Origin of the sequence: Acinetobacter sp. P1(2025) (assembly GCF_051390655.1) — a bacterium.
In the GTDB taxonomy this organism is placed as follows: Bacteria; Pseudomonadota; Gammaproteobacteria; order Pseudomonadales; family Moraxellaceae; genus Acinetobacter; species Acinetobacter junii.
Genome location: NZ_JBPKBJ010000013.1, coordinates 13,504 through 30,757, shown reverse-complemented (window position 1 = coordinate 30,757; position 17,254 = coordinate 13,504). Strand labels below are relative to the sequence as shown.

13 protein-coding genes and 1 tRNA gene are annotated in these 17,254 nt (G+C 39.6%); 4 read left to right on the top strand and 10 right to left on the bottom strand.

Going from position 1 to position 17,254, the window contains the following annotated elements; all coding sequences use genetic code 11:
- Positions 1–151: 151 nt before the first annotated feature.
- The 4 genes from ACSC97_RS05195 to ACSC97_RS05180 all read right to left on the bottom strand — a co-directional run bounded on the left by ACSC97_RS05195 (position 152) and on the right by ACSC97_RS05180 (position 6,549).
- Positions 152–1,258, bottom strand: a complete 1,107-nt coding sequence (locus tag ACSC97_RS05195; protein WP_436659608.1) for an Imm72 family immunity protein — start codon at positions 1,256–1,258, stop codon at positions 152–154.
- 33 nt (positions 1,259–1,291) lie between these two features.
- Positions 1,292–2,842 carry a hypothetical protein gene (locus ACSC97_RS05190; RefSeq protein ID WP_436659606.1) on the bottom strand — a complete coding sequence of 517 codons (1,551 nt, stop codon included), beginning with the start codon at positions 2,840–2,842 and terminating at the stop codon, positions 1,292–1,294.
- A complete protein-coding gene (locus ACSC97_RS05185) occupies positions 2,839–5,676 on the bottom strand; it encodes a type VI secretion system Vgr family protein (RefSeq protein WP_436659604.1) in 2,838 nt (945 codons plus the stop codon). Before ACSC97_RS05185 ends, ACSC97_RS05190 begins: the two co-directional genes overlap by 4 nt.
- Positions 5,677–6,276: 600 nt before the next feature.
- Positions 6,277–6,549, bottom strand: coding sequence for a hypothetical protein (locus tag ACSC97_RS05180; protein ID WP_436659602.1), 273 nt, complete (start codon positions 6,547–6,549; stop codon positions 6,277–6,279).
- A gap of 385 nt (positions 6,550–6,934) precedes the next feature.
- On the opposite strand from ACSC97_RS05180, the gene ACSC97_RS05175 reads away from it, so the two are divergent.
- Positions 6,935–7,010, top strand: a tRNA-Thr gene (locus tag ACSC97_RS05175).
- A 4-nt stretch (positions 7,011–7,014) separates the two neighbouring features.
- Here the strand turns inward: ACSC97_RS05175 and ACSC97_RS05170 are convergent.
- The 4 genes from ACSC97_RS05170 to ACSC97_RS05155 all read right to left on the bottom strand — a co-directional run bounded on the left by ACSC97_RS05170 (position 7,015) and on the right by ACSC97_RS05155 (position 10,859).
- Complete coding sequence (locus ACSC97_RS05170) at positions 7,015–7,434, bottom strand: GFA family protein (protein WP_005403371.1); 420 nt, start codon at positions 7,432–7,434, stop codon at positions 7,015–7,017.
- A 7-nt stretch (positions 7,435–7,441) separates the two neighbouring features.
- On the bottom strand, positions 7,442–8,266 hold the full coding sequence (locus tag ACSC97_RS05165) for an SAM-dependent methyltransferase (RefSeq protein ID WP_436659600.1): 825 nt from the start codon (positions 8,264–8,266) through the stop codon (positions 7,442–7,444).
- A 2-nt stretch (positions 8,267–8,268) separates the two neighbouring features.
- A complete protein-coding gene (locus ACSC97_RS05160; protein WP_035338523.1) occupies positions 8,269–9,567 on the bottom strand; it encodes an FAD-dependent oxidoreductase in 1,299 nt (432 codons plus the stop codon).
- Positions 9,568–9,998: 431 nt separating this feature from the next.
- The gene (locus ACSC97_RS05155) at positions 9,999–10,859 is read right to left on the bottom strand and encodes a pirin family protein (RefSeq protein WP_346801687.1); all 861 of its coding nucleotides are present in this window, start codon (positions 10,857–10,859) and stop codon (positions 9,999–10,001) included.
- A 287-nt stretch (positions 10,860–11,146) separates the two neighbouring features.
- On the opposite strand from ACSC97_RS05155, the gene ycaC reads away from it, so the two are divergent.
- A complete protein-coding gene (gene ycaC / locus ACSC97_RS05150) occupies positions 11,147–11,773 on the top strand; it encodes an isochorismate family cysteine hydrolase YcaC (protein ID WP_004951392.1) in 627 nt (208 codons plus the stop codon).
- A gap of 73 nt (positions 11,774–11,846) precedes the next feature.
- On the top strand, positions 11,847–12,773 hold the full coding sequence (locus ACSC97_RS05145; RefSeq protein WP_436659633.1) for a LysR substrate-binding domain-containing protein: 927 nt from the start codon (positions 11,847–11,849) through the stop codon (positions 12,771–12,773).
- Positions 12,774–12,843: 70 nt separating this feature from the next.
- Here the strand turns inward: ACSC97_RS05145 and ACSC97_RS05140 are convergent, their stop codons facing one another.
- Complete coding sequence (locus ACSC97_RS05140; protein ID WP_436659597.1) at positions 12,844–14,292, bottom strand: NAD-dependent succinate-semialdehyde dehydrogenase; 1,449 nt, start codon at positions 14,290–14,292, stop codon at positions 12,844–12,846.
- Positions 14,289–15,581 carry a 4-aminobutyrate--2-oxoglutarate transaminase gene (gene gabT, locus ACSC97_RS05135; protein WP_212638964.1) on the bottom strand — a complete coding sequence of 431 codons (1,293 nt, stop codon included), beginning with the start codon at positions 15,579–15,581 and terminating at the stop codon, positions 14,289–14,291. The genes ACSC97_RS05140 and gabT overlap by 4 nt, the downstream gene beginning before the upstream one ends.
- Before the next feature lie 154 nt (positions 15,582–15,735).
- Between gabT and ACSC97_RS05130 the strand changes: the two genes are divergently transcribed.
- Complete coding sequence (locus ACSC97_RS05130) at positions 15,736–17,235, top strand: PLP-dependent aminotransferase family protein (protein ID WP_125299672.1); 1,500 nt, start codon at positions 15,736–15,738, stop codon at positions 17,233–17,235.
- The last annotated feature ends 19 nt before the right edge of the window (positions 17,236–17,254 follow it).

The window sequence follows — 17,254 nt, the reverse complement described above, 5'->3', positions numbered from 1 at the left end:
TAAATGTTTATAAATAATTGTTTTACTGAAGCAATCCCATGTATCCAATTCATCAATATTTGCTGATAAACAGAATCTATGGGCACTAATAGTGCATCCAGAAGTAAACGTAATAGGATTTTTCATATATTTGATCTAATAAATATAACCATTACTCACCATCGAATTGCCAATATACTTCGCCCCAATCAGATTTGATCTCAGGTAAAATTTCACCTTCCTTAAAGTATTGACGAGAATTCTCTTGTGCAACTGTAAACCAATAACCTGATTTAGGACAAACTTGACCTGCACTTACACTCAGTTTCTCAGTAGCGTCTATGTTAGTATGAGCTTTGATACCAATACTCTCAATATCAAAGATATAAGCTTTCTCTTCTTCTGGAATTGTTCCATCTAAATAACGATTATCTTCCCAAATTAAACGCCACTTAACATCAACCCACTCATCAGTGCTTTCTAGTTGATAATCTGTTGCTATAGTACCTTCAAGAAAATAGTTAGGACATCCTACTTTTCCATTAATTGGCAACCATGGCTCATAAATACCTGTAATTTTTACTTCTTCACCTGTAGCTATTTCGCCTATAGAGTTTACATTGAATGGTGGACAGTCAAAGATAGATTGCGGATAAAAGCGATGTAAAGGCCATTGAAAGCCATTTAAAAGTGGCTTGTAGAAAAGCGTTTCATATGTCCATTTTTCAAATAACCTATCTTCTTCTGGAATAAAATATTTTGAATCCTCTCCTGATATAGTTATAATTAAAATAGATACCATTTCTGAGGCGATCAAGACATCTCTGATATAATCAATGTGATCATTTTTTAAAAATAAATTACCTGAGTATTCATGTCCTAACCCCATTAATTGATAAAATGGATCATTATCCAACCCAATTTCATCAGCATAACGACCAAATAATCTCCCCTTAAAATCAGCAATACATAATTCATATGCTTCTGATTTATGCTTACTATTTTTTAGTAATGATAAACCTTGTTCTTGCCTTGCCATTTTCTCCAAAAAATAAACGTATTGACCTTCATGCTGCTTTTGCAAATATTCAACATCTTTACTTTGTAAAAACTCTAAAGAAGGGTTTCTTAACTGCCTCTCAAATGCATCTAAAAATTGCTGATTCAGTTTCCTAGCATAATCCAAAAACGTATAGCTCGTGTACTTCTTAATTAAATAAAATGCCTTAGCTCGTGCTTCTTGTTCTTGCAGTGGTAACATTATTTTAGAATTTATCATTGATTAACGTTTCTCATTTTGTGATTGTTTCTGTTATTGATATTCAATACTTGAACGTGTAGTTGATGAAATTCCTCGTAATATTTGTCCTTGCTGGACAATTTTTGCAGATCGTTCACGCTTTTCCAGATATTCAACCATTGTTTCCACATCACTAGGAATTTTAGCATCTGTCCAACCTGTTGCTTTTTCCTTAATCATTTTATCAATATATTCTTTAACAGGGGTATGATGAGGATCTCTAAAATTAATAAAAATTTGAATATCTCCACCTGGCAATAATAAATTAGTGGCCTGATGTCCTCTTTCTAAACTATTCTCATTATCAAACTGTTCTGCAATCTTTCCACGCCACACACGTAAACCATCCCAATTATCAGGTACAGTTATACCTAGTTTTCTCATTTCAGCAACAGTGGGAACATGGTCTAATACCACATATGCCCCATTAGTACTCCATGCACCTTTTACAGCACAGTCCAACCGCCAAGCCTTACCATTTTCAGACATTTTTTCTGCCCAATAACCACCAGATTTTCCAGGATTTACTTGCTCTACCACCCTAAATAAAGGAACTTTTGATCCTGCTTTCAATAGTTTAGGTTGAATAGGTGCTTTACTACTAAAAGAGTGGATATCCGGAAAAATTATTTTCTTTGTAGTTTCATCTTCTTTTCTAAAGCTTCTCAAGTCAGGCCAACCTTCTTTATGTTTATAATGACTCAAAGGTGCAGGCGTATGTCCCTTACTTGCAATCACCTTAGAAGCAGTTGAACTTAAACGGGCTTCGGTTGTCATGACTTTGGTTTGAGTACCACCAATCTTTGCCCCCGCTTCATTCATTTGACGGATCACTTCAGAACGAACTTTATTTAAGGCTTGATCTAACTCTTTGACAGCAGAAGGAATCATCTTGTCCGCAAGATGTCCTAGCTCATCCAATTTTGGTCCCATTGAATTTACATAAATTCTGACACTTTCAGGTAATGCCTTACCCATTTTTTGATTAATGAAAGTAAAGCCACCCTTCATACGTGAGAGGCCATTCTTAAATTCAGCTAAAATTTTAGCTTGATACTGTGCAAAATTAAGTTTTTGAATAAACGCAACTGAGTTTCCATAGCCCATTTTTCTTAAAAAAGCGAGTATCGCAGCAGCAACTTCAGCAACTCTAGTTGCATCTTTCATTACTGTGATTAAGAGACGACCAACACCTTTTAAAATACCGCCAAAAATCGGAATAATAGGTAATAAACATAAAATGATTTTGACCCAATTAATTACTTCTGAAGCCTGTTTCTTATCATCAGCCATCTTTAATAACAATGCGACTAAATCACGCGCTGCCGTTACTTCACCAGCAACTGGAAACATACTTATTGCAGCATCAGTAAAAATCTGACCTACCGTTGCTTTATCGTTAAACTCACCTTGTAGAGCTCCACCAATCCATTTTCCACCACTAACCACACCATCTTTAACTTGTTTAGCACCATCAGCTATTTGATTTCCCGCTTTTTTCGCTCTATTCCAGATATCATTACCAATTTCAATAACGGCGATTTTTTTTTCTGCACTATTCATTTATTCTTTTCCTCTAGTGCTTGCTGATATGATGCCTCAAAATCATCAATTGCCCAGACCGCTTTATATTCTGGGTTTTCATCTGCTACCGCAACAACTTGATATGGTCTTTGATCTTCACCAAAAATAATTATTCCTTCACCTTCGGGAGCATCTGTAATATCTGCGATTCCTTTATTATTCACAATCCCAGAATATTGCTGTCCATTGTTATACCTTATGGTGAAGTTAGCACCTTGGACAGGTTCTTGATCATGATATTGTAGTAATAGTTGTTTTCTGATTTCATTTGGCATTAGAGGGATATCCATAGGAACTTTCGCCCCACCCTTAAATAAATGCTGCCCTGCCTTCACCTCAAACTTACCACCCGTAGTAGGAAAAATACCTGAACCATTCAGTTTAAGTTGTGAGCCTCCAGCAGTAATCACAATCTCCTTAGGACTACTAATCTCTATCCGATCTTCTGTAGAAATGATTTGAACTCCTTGTTTAGCAAGCAAGTCCATCCCATCCGACTGGGCATGCACTTCAAATTTACCTTTGGCAGCCACCTGTTTGATGCCATTCTGTGCAGCAAACAAGCTGATTCTATTCTGGACATGGGTAACCAGATTCTTTTGTGTACTCAGGTTAATGCTATCTCCAGCAATTTGATTGATCTGCCCATCCGCAGAGAGATGAATATCTTGATTGGTGCTTAGACCGATCCCCGCAGGTGAATTCAACAGCAATAAGGCTTTTTCAAATTTTGCGATCTTCTCTTGTATCTGATCTGCAAATTCTTTCAATTGATCTAAAGATTCAATTTCATCAGTTTTCTGATTCTTGGCAACTTCACTTAAAGCTTTAGCATTAGCTTGATTGCTTTCAAGCTGTTGTTTGGCAGGCTGTGCATCAAGGTGATCACCCTGTGCTTGTTCTTGGGAATGGGTAGTGAGCAATAAACCTTGTCCAGCACGTACAGCACCCCATTGATCAGTACGCAGTTCAAAGCCTTCTCCTCGATCTTCACTTTCAGCTTGGGCTTTTGGATGGCTGAGTTTGCCGAGATTGAGTTGACTCACAGCATGGCTACTTTGCAACTGCGCGCTGATCTGTCCAGTGGTGTCATCAAAGCGGAGTTGGTTAAAACCTTCCCCTTGAACTTCTTTGGATTTAATCCCTGCCAGCTTCTTGGTATCAGGTAACTTGCCCACATTGTCAAATTTGGTTGGGTTACGATACGCCTCATGAATCCGCCCTGTGACAAATGGACGATCAATGTTGCCATCAAAGAAGTCTATTACTACGATTTCGCCAATACGTGGTAGGAAGCGTGCGCCATAGCCTTCTCCTGCCCACGGGGCTAGAACATCAATCCATGCTGAATCGGTATCGTTGTCATTGCTACCCGCACCACCATCATGCTCATGATCTTCATTTCTTGTGAATAGGAATCTAACTTTTATCCTGCCCCATTCATCGACATAAATTTCCTCATCACTTGGCCCAACAACTTTAGCGCGTTGTGGTGAGGTTGTTGGTCGATGTTGCTGAGGGTTGTATTCAGGAACAATAGGGATATTGCGGCGTTGTAAAATCAGTTGATTGGCTTGGCGTTCTTCAGTTTGAAGATTAGGCTGCTTCCATTGGCTTTGGCTGATCAGCGAATGAACTTGTTGTTGTAAATCCTTAGGTAGGTTGTTCTGGTTGTAATAGCTTTTAGCCGTAATCAAAAACTCTTGGTCTACGCCAGTATGTTGATCTATTTCTGGATGTTCAATCAGTTTAAACCAATAACCGACTTGGCTATCTCTTACAGTGGTGTTGGCAATGAACTGTTTGGCTTGGCTGTCATGGTAATGACTTAAGTTTTGATTGAGTTTTTCTATTTGTGGATTGCCTGATGCAGTAGCCCCATCGGCTCCATTCAAGTCTTGCATCCATGCAGGGGTAAAGTGCCATGCGTCTTCTAGGCTAAGACTATTGTTATCATAACTTTCACTGTGTTGGTGCGTACTTTGCACGCTGCCTGCCCCATCCACTTGCTCTAAAGCATCAGCTTGCCAACGTTGGATGTATACTGCGGTGGGCTGTAGGCTTCTCTGTCCAATCAGACTGGTCATACTGTCGTATTGTTCGGTGGCACTGCTACGGTGATAACGAATGTTTCTCCGAGCTAAGGCATGATACTGGCTGTTATCATCAATCAAGCGGAGCTTTTGTGCTTGGATTGGAATTTGATTATTTGGCACAATAAGTTGGTCTTCATCAATCAACCAATTCATGCCTTCGCTTCTGAGTAAGCGTGTAATAAAGTCATAGTCCGTTTCATTTTGACTCATGATAAATGGTCGGACATCATAGTCTTGGGTTAAACCACTTAAATCAAGTTTAAGACTGGACGCAAATAATGGACTACGTTGTTGCCACTCTTTAAAAATGACTTCAAACACTTCTATTACACTTTTATTCATAAACACACGACTATTTCTTCGTTTATGCCAAAGTGCTGTAGGGTCTTGTAATACCAGTTTGTATAAGGTCAGGCTTCCATCGGATTGCCCTTGTTGGGCTTCAGTAATAATACCTGTTGTTCTAAAAAGCGTTCCCGTATCTGTCACTTGATCCACTGCAACCTGACAGCCTATAAATTGTTTTAATGGAATCGCTGCATGGGTCGATAGGCAAATTAATTCGGCTCTTACACCTTCGTTGATTTGATGTTGACCATCGATACGTTGCAAAAACACTTGTGTGTTTAAATCAGGATTTGAAAATAAAATATGCAAAGCACGTTTTTGTGCTGTAAGCCCTAAACTGTCTAAGGCTTGAAATATATTGTTCAACATCTTGTTATAGGCTTACGCTTAAATTTAGTGCATTCTACAAAGTATCACGTCCTTATGTCCATACAGTTCTGTCTATTTGTGACAATTTACGTCACTAATTCTTTTTTGTGCTTGCCTCAAGTGCATTCCAGATTTTAAAACTCTTACTTCTCATAACTAATGATGAAAACCAACAAACATTTTGCGGGGGGACGGGACGATTGTGGGATTTTTTCAACAAACCTAAAACAAAAAAATTAAATATCAATAGTTTGATCGAAAAATAGAATCCCTCTCTCACCGCCAAATTTACTTTCTATGATGTCTCATAGAGTCTTAAGGGCTTAAATCTAAAGGATTTAGGCTTTTTTATTGCCTTATGTTTTCCAATATATCCTATTGAATCCTAAAATCGTTGCGATACGAATTGAGATAGAGTCATTCATATAAATTTTATTCCTTAATTTTTTATACAAATCGCCAGACGATTCAGAGTAAATCAAGTCGCAAAACAAACATAAAAAAAGCCACCTCTTGGGGATGAGATGGCAAAAACAAAAAGTGTGTCTTTTTATTCAGGATAAATATTGATACTTCAACAAATCAGTCATATCTGAAGCTTTAATTTTTCGAGATGTTGTCCAATAACTCAGGCTCTAACATAAAAAACTCTCGCCCAAAGTGTTCAACATCCATTTCCGCAAGATTAATTTGATATTCAATCTCACCATTTAAAAATGATTGAGATGTTTGAATCATTTTCCCCCAGCCCAATTCTCGCTCACAGTGTGTCAATAAAAAGTGATATACCTTCGCATCATTGATCTTCAATACAAAAGCAGCATCAGATAATTGAAGAATTGAGACATTTTCGGAATATTGCACATCAATCATGAACTATCCCTAATTTAAATGCAGAAATGCTTAATTCATATCAATACATAGAAAGCAAAAAAATTTCAATGAAAAAATAATTTTTTATATATTTGTTATATATTTAGTTTTAATTTTTGACACAAAAAAACCACATTTCTCGTGTTATGGCATAAAGTGTCACTCCTAATATTTATAAATATTTTCTAGGGTATCCCACTCATATAGTTCTGAATCGGAGCAAGTACTTTTGCAGTTTTAGCAGCTCTTCCTATACTTCTCACTTTCAAACAAGCAGAAATTGATCAAAATTTGATATAAAAAGTTTTAGTGGGGATAATTCGAATTATTTGCTCATTTTTTCGCTTGTTTTTTTCTACGGATTATCTATAATTCTCGCCACGTTGCCGGCATAGCTCAGTTGGTAGAGCAACTGACTTGTAATCAGTAGGTCCACAGTTCGAATCCGTGTGCCGGCACCATTTTCTACTTTTTCTTCCTCATCATTTTCTCAAAATGCAAAAGCTCTGGATTTAACATATCCCACTGATTTGCATGACTCACAAAAATTTCTGCTTGCGGTTGATACAAACTTGGATCATCCAAAGTTCCTGCACGAATCGAAATCATATCTGGTACTATTTCTGGTAACCCAAACATTTGCGAGCCGCATGTCGGGCAAAATGCACGTCGAATTGGCTTCCCAGATGCACCAAATGATTCAAAATAATGAAGTTCACCCTGAATATTGAGTTCTGATTGATGAAAAAATGCGATCGGCGCATATGCAGCACCTGTTGCTTTCTGACAATCTCGACAATGACAATTAAATTGATAATGTGGCTCTACACTAGCTTGATAACTGACCGCACCACATAAGCATGATCCTGAATATAAGACTGGCATATTATTTTCACTTTTTGACTGCACTGACCTGAATATACCGCACCAATCCATCATGGTAGAGCTTTGCACACAACTTGGCAGTCATCTCAATCTTAAGTTGAGCAAAATCAAACTGTTTTTTTATGCTGGTTTTATTTTTTATAAAATTTGAAAAACCATTTAAAACGGGTTCTGAAAAATCTTGGATCATGATGTCATCTAAACCATTTTCCAACAAAGCTAGACGCAATTGTGACTCTGTTTGGAGGTTTAAATCATTAACATCCGCAGCCTTTAATAAATAACGGTATTGTTGCTTTTGGAGTTGAGAACAGTTTTGCCAACGGTCAGACCACATTAAATAATGAAAAGCAATTCGTCCTTTTGAATTTAAAACTGATGATGCTGATCGAAGAAATGAATTCAAATCACTGTGATAAACTGCGTCCAAACACAGCACCACATCAAATGAATTCAAAGTAACGGGTTGCTGTAAATCTAAAAAGGATTGGCAATAAATTTCAACCTGCGGTAACTCATGTTGAATTCGTTTGACACATTCAGTTTGCAACTCTACAGCACTGAGTTGACGAACATGATACCGCTCAAACCAATGCAATAAACTTGCACCTTGCCCACATCCGAGATCTAAAACACGATCGGAACCTTTAAGCTGAACTGCCTCAGCGATTTGATCTGCTAGCGTTTGACATGCTAAGGGATAATCCTGTTGCTGTTGCCAATATCCTAAATTACTCCAAGCAAGCGTAGATTCATCACCAAGTCGTTTTGCATCTATGGCATATTTATGCCCGATCAGACTTTCAATCCATGCTTGCTTGAAGCGATTCATATTTAGTAACCGAGTTCAGGTGCAACTTTAACTTGTGGCTTGAGTCCAACAAATGGAACTGGGGCACCCAAAATTTCTGCAATATGCATCGCAGAAGTCACTGCTGATTCTAAAATTGGCAAGCCATCACATGACCAAGAACCACAATAAAAGACCTTACGATTCTGTTGTAGATGACGTTGTTGAATCTCTTTATTCAAAGCAACAGTTTCTAAATCAACCACTGCTCGTGTCAATTTAACCTTAGAAATAATTTTCTTTGGATCGATATCAATCACTGGACACCAAGTTTGAAACACTGCATTTTTTCCAACCAGAGATGGTTCAACTGCATTAATCCAAACTGTAAATTGTTGGCGGGTAAATTTACGATCCATCATATAGCTCAATACAGCCCAATCTTTACGACGTGCTGGCATGACGACAGGATCGGTATGAATCACCAAATCACCATCTTCAAATCTGAACTTTTTCAATATGTCGATGTCATCAGCAAATTGAGGTTGCTTTAAGAAATTCTCAATCACAGGTGTCGGCGTTGCAATCACAACACGGTCAAAAGCTTTACTTTCACCTTGTCCATTGTCGACCAATACTTTATCGCCGTGCTCTTCAACCTTCTGAACGGGCGCACCACTATGAATCTCAATCCCTTCGATTAAACGATTCACCAAAGCAGGTGTTCCACCTTTCATTCGAAGTAGTGCTTCGCCTTCCGTCAATTGACGTACAAATTCAAGTAATGGTTTAGCTGGCCATTCACCAATGGTTTTAGGGTGACATGTACAAATGGTGTACAATACTGGCATCACCGTACCATGCCAAAATACTTCTTCAATATGATATTGATTCATGAATTCAGCTAAGGTGATGTCTTGATTTTCTGATTTGAAAAATTGATTAACCGCAGTTTTGAGTTGCAACATCCCTTTTACGAGACGCCAGCCATATTGCTGAATGCCTTTGCGGTTATTAATAATCGGAAAGTTACCAATTCGACTGCGCGAAGTGGTCAACCATGTGTCTGTTTTGTCTTCAAACAACCAACTACACGCCATAAACGTGCGCACTGGAAATGTTTCTATTCCTAAGTGACTGGCTAAACTTAAGGTATTCTTCCAAAGTTTAGGATTCATCACGCGTAAGGGTGCATCAATAATACCACCATCGAATTCGATACTGTGGCTATCCATACCTCGTCCAGCGAGTGCTTCGAATATGGTTACTTTGTGCCCTGCATCATGTAGGATTCTGGCGGCAGCGAGTCCTGCCATTCCACTGCCAATAATTGCAATATCCAAAATTTTTGTCCCATCAGTTGATGATTTTTCTTGATTATGACTGATAGTTAACCCAAATGCCGTATTAAAAAATACCAGATTCAGCATTTAAGCCATACTTTTGTCGTAATAATGTCTTCATGTATTGTTACATTTTAGCACAGCTGATTTTTTAATCGTAAGCTTATGAATAAATTAATTTTATTGTTAAATGAATAATAAAAATATACAGATCGTTCTTTATTTTTCCATTTTTCACGCTGATCCCCCTTTGCAAGTCACAAAAATGGGGCTATTCTGATTACACAACAATTAAAACTGAGTCACATAATAAACTGCATAATTATAAGTGACATAACATTAAAATAATCAATAGAGGAACCTTACAGCCGAAAGCCCATAACTTCAAAGGAGTTATGGGCTTTCTTATATGAATCAATGTTTGGTTAAACTTAATTCATTATTCCAAACTTACCACGATTAAAATCATTAATTGCATCAACGATTTCCGCTTTATTGTTCATTACAAATGGACCATACCCTTCGATTGGTTCATTCAATGGTTGGCCAGTTAAGATCAAGAATTTACTGTTCTGAGTTGCTTGAACGGCAAAATCAATCTCTTCACGGCTTAACACGACTAAACTTGGAGAATCAATGGTTTGATTACTCAATACAACCTGACCTGACAAAAGCACAAATAATGTGGTGTGTCCTTCAGGCACATAGAATGTATGGCTTTGACCTTCGATCAATTGACCATCCCAAACATTGACTGGACTAAATGTTGTTGCTGCACCTGCAAGGTCTTGGTATTCGCCCGCAATCACACGTAACTCGCTGCCCACATCATCTAATGCGATTTTCTGAATCTTGCTAGATTCAATCGCTTGATACTTTGCAGGTGTCATTTTTGAGTGTGCAGGTAAATTGACCCATAGTTGCACCATTTCAAACAAACCACCTTGCTGGGCAAACTCAGGAGAATGAAACTCTTGATGCAGAATTCCACCGCCAGCAGTCATCCACTGTACATCACCAGTTTTGATCGTACCGCCGCCACCTGCTGAGTCTTTGTGTGTCACTTCACCCTGATAAGCTATTGTTACAGTTTCGAATCCACGGTGTGGATGTGTACCCACGCCATGCTGAGCTGTAGTTGGTTCAAAGCGATAAGGTGCTGCGTAGTCCAACAGTAAAAAAGGACTGATTGTTTGCCCTAAGCGATCATAAGAAAATAAGTTGTACACTGGGAAACCATCACCCACCCAATGCATATGTTTATTTTGATAAATACCTGTAATCGTTTTCATCTTTTTACTCCTAAAGTGTAGAAGTTGCGATCTTGATGATTATTCTACGCCTCACAGAGACAGACTTATAGGCACAGGACAGCAACACATTATTTCATAAATAGGACAAATAACTTGGTCACAGGGTATAAATTAGGATGAGACTTAAATAATCCTATTTATAGTATTGTTTGTCTCATTTTTCAGACTTCTGAACCTAGAAAATTTCCAATAGCATAATTTTAATTTCAAGCTTCAATCGAAGCCTTTCTTTCAAAATCAACCTAAAACAACTTGAGGATAAAATCATGAGCCAAGACTATATTCGTTTAGATAAGAATAATGCGGCTGTGTTATTGGTCGATCATCAAACAGGCTTATTGTCATTAGTCCGCGATATCGATCCTGACAAATTTAAAAATAATGTGTTGGCACTTGCAGATGCTGCGAAATATTTTAATTTACCAACAATCCTAACAACAAGTTTTGAAAATGGTCCAAACGGCCCCCTCGTTCCTGAACTTAAAGAAATGTTCCCCGATGCGCCTTATATTGCGCGTCCAGGTCAGATTAATGCATGGGACAATGAAGACTTCGTTAAAGCGGTTAAAGCAACTGGTAAAAAACAACTGATTATTGCGGGTGTTGTGACTGAAGTTTGTGTGGCTTTCCCAGCACTATCAGCACTTGCTGAAGAATTTGAAGTTTTTGTCATTACCGATGCCTCAGGTACGTTTAATGAGTTGACTCGTGATGCAGCATGGGATCGTATGTCTAAAGCGGGTGCTCAATTAATGACATGGTTTGGTATGGCGTGTGAGTTACATCGTGACTGGCGTAATGATATTGAAGGATTGGGAACATTATTCTCAAACCACATTCCAGATTATCGTAATTTGATCAACAGCTATAATCAAAACACTAATCAAAAATAATTGACCTGCTCCATCAGTTGAGAATAGTTCATGCTATTCTCAACTGAATAGTTATAGGATTTGATCTGCCTTGATGAACTCATTTGATGATTATTATTATTTCTATCTAGTGGTAAAACATGGTGGGTTTAGTGCTGCAAGTGAAGCAGAAAATATCAGCAAATCAAAGCTCAGCCGTCGTATCATTGACCTAGAAAATAAATTTAATGTCAGCCTCATTCAGCGTACAACTCGACATTTTAAAGTGACCGAATTAGGGCAAGAATTTTATGAAGAGTGTTGTAAAGTCATCACTCAAGTTGAATGTGCGGAAAATGTCTTACTCAAACAAAAAAGCGAACCACAAGGCTTAGTTAAAATTAGCTGTCCGCCGTTAATGATGCATTTTCAAATTCGCAAAATCCTCAATCAATTTTTAAAAACCTATCCTAAAGTAGAAATATCACTTGAGCTCACCAGTCGACGAGTGGATATTTTACATGATGATATTGATCTAGCGATTCGAACCAATTTTGAACCAAATGAAGATTCTAATTTAATTGTTCGAGATGTCATTAAAACAGATCATTGTCTAGTTGCTTCCCCAGAGTTACTCCAAGATCGCAGCATCAACCATTTTTCAGATCTTAAAGATTATCCAAGCATTAGCTTAGGCACCCAAAAAGCAAATTATATTTGGCATTTTTGCAATACTCGCACAGGGGAAACGATGGATGTTCCCTATCAACCGCGAATCAAAAGTAATGATTTGGCCGGTGTGTATTATGCAGTAGCAGATGGTTTAGGTATTGCTGACCTACCATTTTTAACTGTGGAGTCCGACATTCGCAAAGGTAAACTGATTCATTTGATGCCTGAATGGAAATCTAATATTGGCACCTTGCAATTGGTTTATGTATCTCGAAAAGGACAACGCCTTGTCGTCGAACGCCTGATCGAAACCTTGATTGAACATTTAAGACGTTTGCCTGAGAGCCACAAAGGTTATCTTTCAGCTTAATCAAAAAAAACGGTCATGAATGGGCATGACCGTTTTATCGAACACGTTTGAGTGTTCAGTTATCCAAGATTTACTCAGATAAATCCACACAGAGGTATTTCATTTCGAGATATTCCTCAATGCCGAATTTTGAACCTTCACGACCTAAGCCTGATTGTTTAACTCCACCAAATGGCGCAACTTCATTTGAAATTGCTCCCGTGTTAATTCCAACCATGCCATATTCAAGTGCCTCACCAACACGCCATTGACGAGCTGCACTTTGAGTAAACACATAAGCTGCCAAACCAAATTCCGTATCATTTGCCATGGCTACGGCTTCGTCTTCAGTTTTAAAACGGAATAACGGCGCCAGTGGACCAAAGGTCTCTTCTTTAGATACTTTCATGTCTTGAGTGACGTTGGTGAGTACCGTCGGTTCAAAGAAAGTGCCACCGAGTGCTGAACGCTGACCACCAATACGTATTGTCGCGCCTTTTGCAGTCGCATCAGCAATATGTGACTGGACTTTGGCAATCGCATCTTCATCAATCAATGGACCTTGCGTTGATGTTTCCTGACGACCATCACCGACTTGTAGCTTAGCCACAGCTTCAACTAACCGATCCGCCAAAGCATCGTAGATACCATCTTGTACATAAATTCGATTCGCACATACGCAAGTCTGACCACTATTGCGATATTTGCTCGCCATAATGCCCTGAACGGCTTGATCGAGATTAGCATCATCAAACACCAACACAGGTGCATTACCACCCAATTCGAGCGATAGCTTCTTAATCGTCGGCGCACATTGCTGCATTAAAATGCGCCCCACTTGGGTTGAACCTGTAAAGCTCAACTTACGTACAATATCGCTCTCGCACAGTGTTTTGCCAACTTCAATCGCATCACCACTGATATTTAACAAGATATCGGCAGGCAAACCTGCTTTGAGAGCCAACACTTCCAGTGCATATGCAGTCAAAGGTGTTTGTTCAGCAGGTTTGACCAACATCGAACAACCCGCCGCAATTGCTGGTGCAGCTTTACGTGTGATCATCGCCGCAGGGAAATTCCACGGCGTTATCGCAGCAGTCACCCCGATAGCTTGTTTAATGACAAGTAAACGTTGATTTGGCAATGTTGGCGTTAACACTTCACCATCAATACGACGAGCTTGCTCAGCAAACCAACGGATGAATGAAGCGGCATAACCAATTTCACCACGGGCTTCAGCCAACGGTTTACCTTGTTCGGCAGTTAAAATCTGTGCAAGATTTTCTTTATGCTCAAGCATCAACTGATACCATGCCAAAAGCACATCGGCACGAACTAAAGCAGTTTGCTTTTTCCATGCAGCTTGGGCTTGGGCTGAACGCTGAATCGCAGCTTCAACACCAGCACGGTCATAACTTTTCACCCATGCCAATGTTTCACCTGTCGCAGCATCTTTCACTTCGATATCGTTATGAGCCGTAGGTGCAGCTAATGAAATATCGGGGTGCTGTAATAAATACTGCAAATTGTTTTGAATCATGCAGATTGCTCCACTGCTTGTGCACTGTCTGCTGTTAATGCTGCAAAACCTTGTTTTAAAATATCGAGACCTTGACGGAATTGCTCAGCAGGAATGGTTAACGGATATAGGAAACGAATAACATTACCGTATTTACCACAAGTGAGAATCAATAAACCATGTTCCATTGCATAACTTTGTACTGCTTTTGCTTGTTCAGCTGTTTCTAGCTCGGCAGCGACCATTGAACCCAAAGCACGAATTTGTGTAACAACATCGCCTGAAGTTTCTTGAATTTCTTTTAAAACAGTAACCAACTCTGTACCTAGCTCATTGGCACGATCACATAAGTTTTCTTCTTCGATTGCATCAATCACCGCATGAGCAGCAGCAACCGCGATTGGGCTACCTGCATAGGTGCCACCCAAACCGCCTGGGTTTGGTGCATCCATCACTTCGGCACGTCCCACTACACCTGAGATTGGGAAACCACCACCCAAGCTTTTCGCCATCGTGATCAAATCTGCTTTGGTTTCATAATGATTCATGGCAAATAATTTGCCTGTGCGCGCAAAACCAGATTGCACTTCATCAGCGACCAATAAAATACCGTGCTTATCACACAAAGCACGTAAGCGTTTTAAGAATTCTGTAGGTACAACGTTGAAACCGCCTTCACCTTGTACAGGTTCAAGCACAATTGCCGCGACGTCATGTGGGGCAATATCTTCGCTAAAAATATCTTCAACACTTTCAATCGCTGCTGCAACTGAAATACCTTTTTCTGGCACAGGATAACGCGCATGGAATACACCTGCTGGCATCACACCAAAGTCACGTTTATATGGTGCTGTTTTACCTGTCATTGCCATAGTCATAAATGAGCGACCATGGAAACCATTACCAAAAGTAATGATGCCGTGACGACCTGTATATGAACGTGCAATCTTCACTGCATTTTCAACTGCTTCTGCACCTGTAGTGAAAAATGCTGTTTTCGCTGCACCTGCGATCGGCGCGCGCTGATTAATGCGTTCAGCCAAAGCAACATAACTTTCATAAGGTGTCACTTGATAAGCCGTATGGGTAAATTTAGTCAGTTGCTCTGTGACAGCCGCGATCACTTTCGGATGACGATGGCCTGTATTGAGTACTGCAATACCACCCGCAAAATCGATATATTGCTTGCCTTCCTTGTCCCAAATGGTTGCATTTTCAGCTTTTTCTGCATACCACTGACACATCACACCGACACCACGTGGCGTTGCTTGCTGTTTGCGTGTATTCAGTGCAGAATGTTGAGTATCCATTTTATTCCCTCATATCTCATCATCAGTTACAGCTTTGGTCGTACATCCTAGGGGTCGATTTTTAGGATGCGATACAATGACTGCCTATAGCTGTAATTTCGCTCGTCTCAAGGCAAGAGACGAGAGCCATTTTTAAACTGTAGGAGAGAGCCAATTGCGTAGTTTACTTGGAGATCATTTGCTGCAAAGGCTCCAACAAGACACGGAGGGAAAACTACATCAACGCCTTTTTCGATGTCTACGTGGTGCAATCATAGAAGGCGTCATTCAACCGATGACGCGCTTACCTGCGTCACGTGATTTAGCCAGTGAAATTCATGTCTCTCGAAACACTGTGCTGAGTGCTTATGAGCAGTTACAAGCAGAAGGATATTTAGAAGCACGTACAGGACATGGAACTTGGGTCGCAGAAAAACTCCCTGAAAGTTTCTTAAACACCAAAAATAAAAAGAAAAAACCTGAACTCCCTAATATCCAAAGTTCATATGTACTATCGCAACGTGGCTCAAACTTATTGGGCTATGCTGCTGCATCACCGCATCAATGGGGAGCATTTGTACCTGGGGCACCTGATGTCACTGAGTTTCCACATCATATTTTTAGTCGTATTCAAGCACGTTTGAGTCGTGAACCTGATGTGAATCGACTGATTTATAGCAATGCTGGAGGATGTATTGAACTACGCAGTGCTTTGGCAGATTACTTAAAAGTCGCCCGCTCTGTGCAATGTGATGCAGATCAAATCATTATCACCGAAGGCATTCATCAAGCGATTGACTTAGTTTCTCGTGCGCTGAGTGACATTGGTGATCGTGTTTGGATTGAAGATCCCGCATATTGGGGAATGCGTAACACACTCAGGATCAATGGCTTGGATATTCAACCTATGCCCGTTGATGCAGAAGGTATTATTCCTGAAAACAATCCAACTCAACCGCCTAAACTGATCTTCGTTACCCCTTCTCATCAATACCCTTTAGGCTCTCATCTCAGTGTAAATCGACGTAAAGAATTGATTCAAATTGCTCGTCAACACAACAGTTGGATCGTAGAAGATGATTATGACAGTGAATTTAGATTCTCAGGACAACCTTATCCCTCTTTGCAGGGTTTAGAAAATAATGCCCCTGTGCTCTACATGGGTACCTTTAGTAAAACCATTTATCCATCACTCAGAATTGGATATCTCGTTGTACCTAAACCCTTGTTCTCATCTTTAAGAATCGTGGCAGCAGAACTATATCGTGGTGGGCATTTGCTTGAACAAAAAGCACTCGCTGAATTTATTCGTGAAGGTCATTATGAAGCGCACATTCGACGTATGCGCCTACTGTATGGCAAACGTCGGGATTATTTGGTCAGTTTGATCAAACGCTATCTAGGTACTGAATTTCTACATGAATATGATGAAGCCGCAGGCTTACATTTGGTTCTCAAATTACCAAATGATTGTGATGATGTCGCGATTACCAGTAAAGCCTTAGAACGAGGCGTGAAAGTTCGCCCTTTGTCGCAATATTACATGCAATCACATGCTCTCGCTGAACGTGGACTGTTGATGGGCTTCGCCTGTGTTAATGAAAAAGACATGGTGATGGCTTTTGGTGTGTTATTGCAATGCTTACGAGAAGCAGGTGTTCCCACGCTCAATTGATGTTGTTTTACGATTGTCA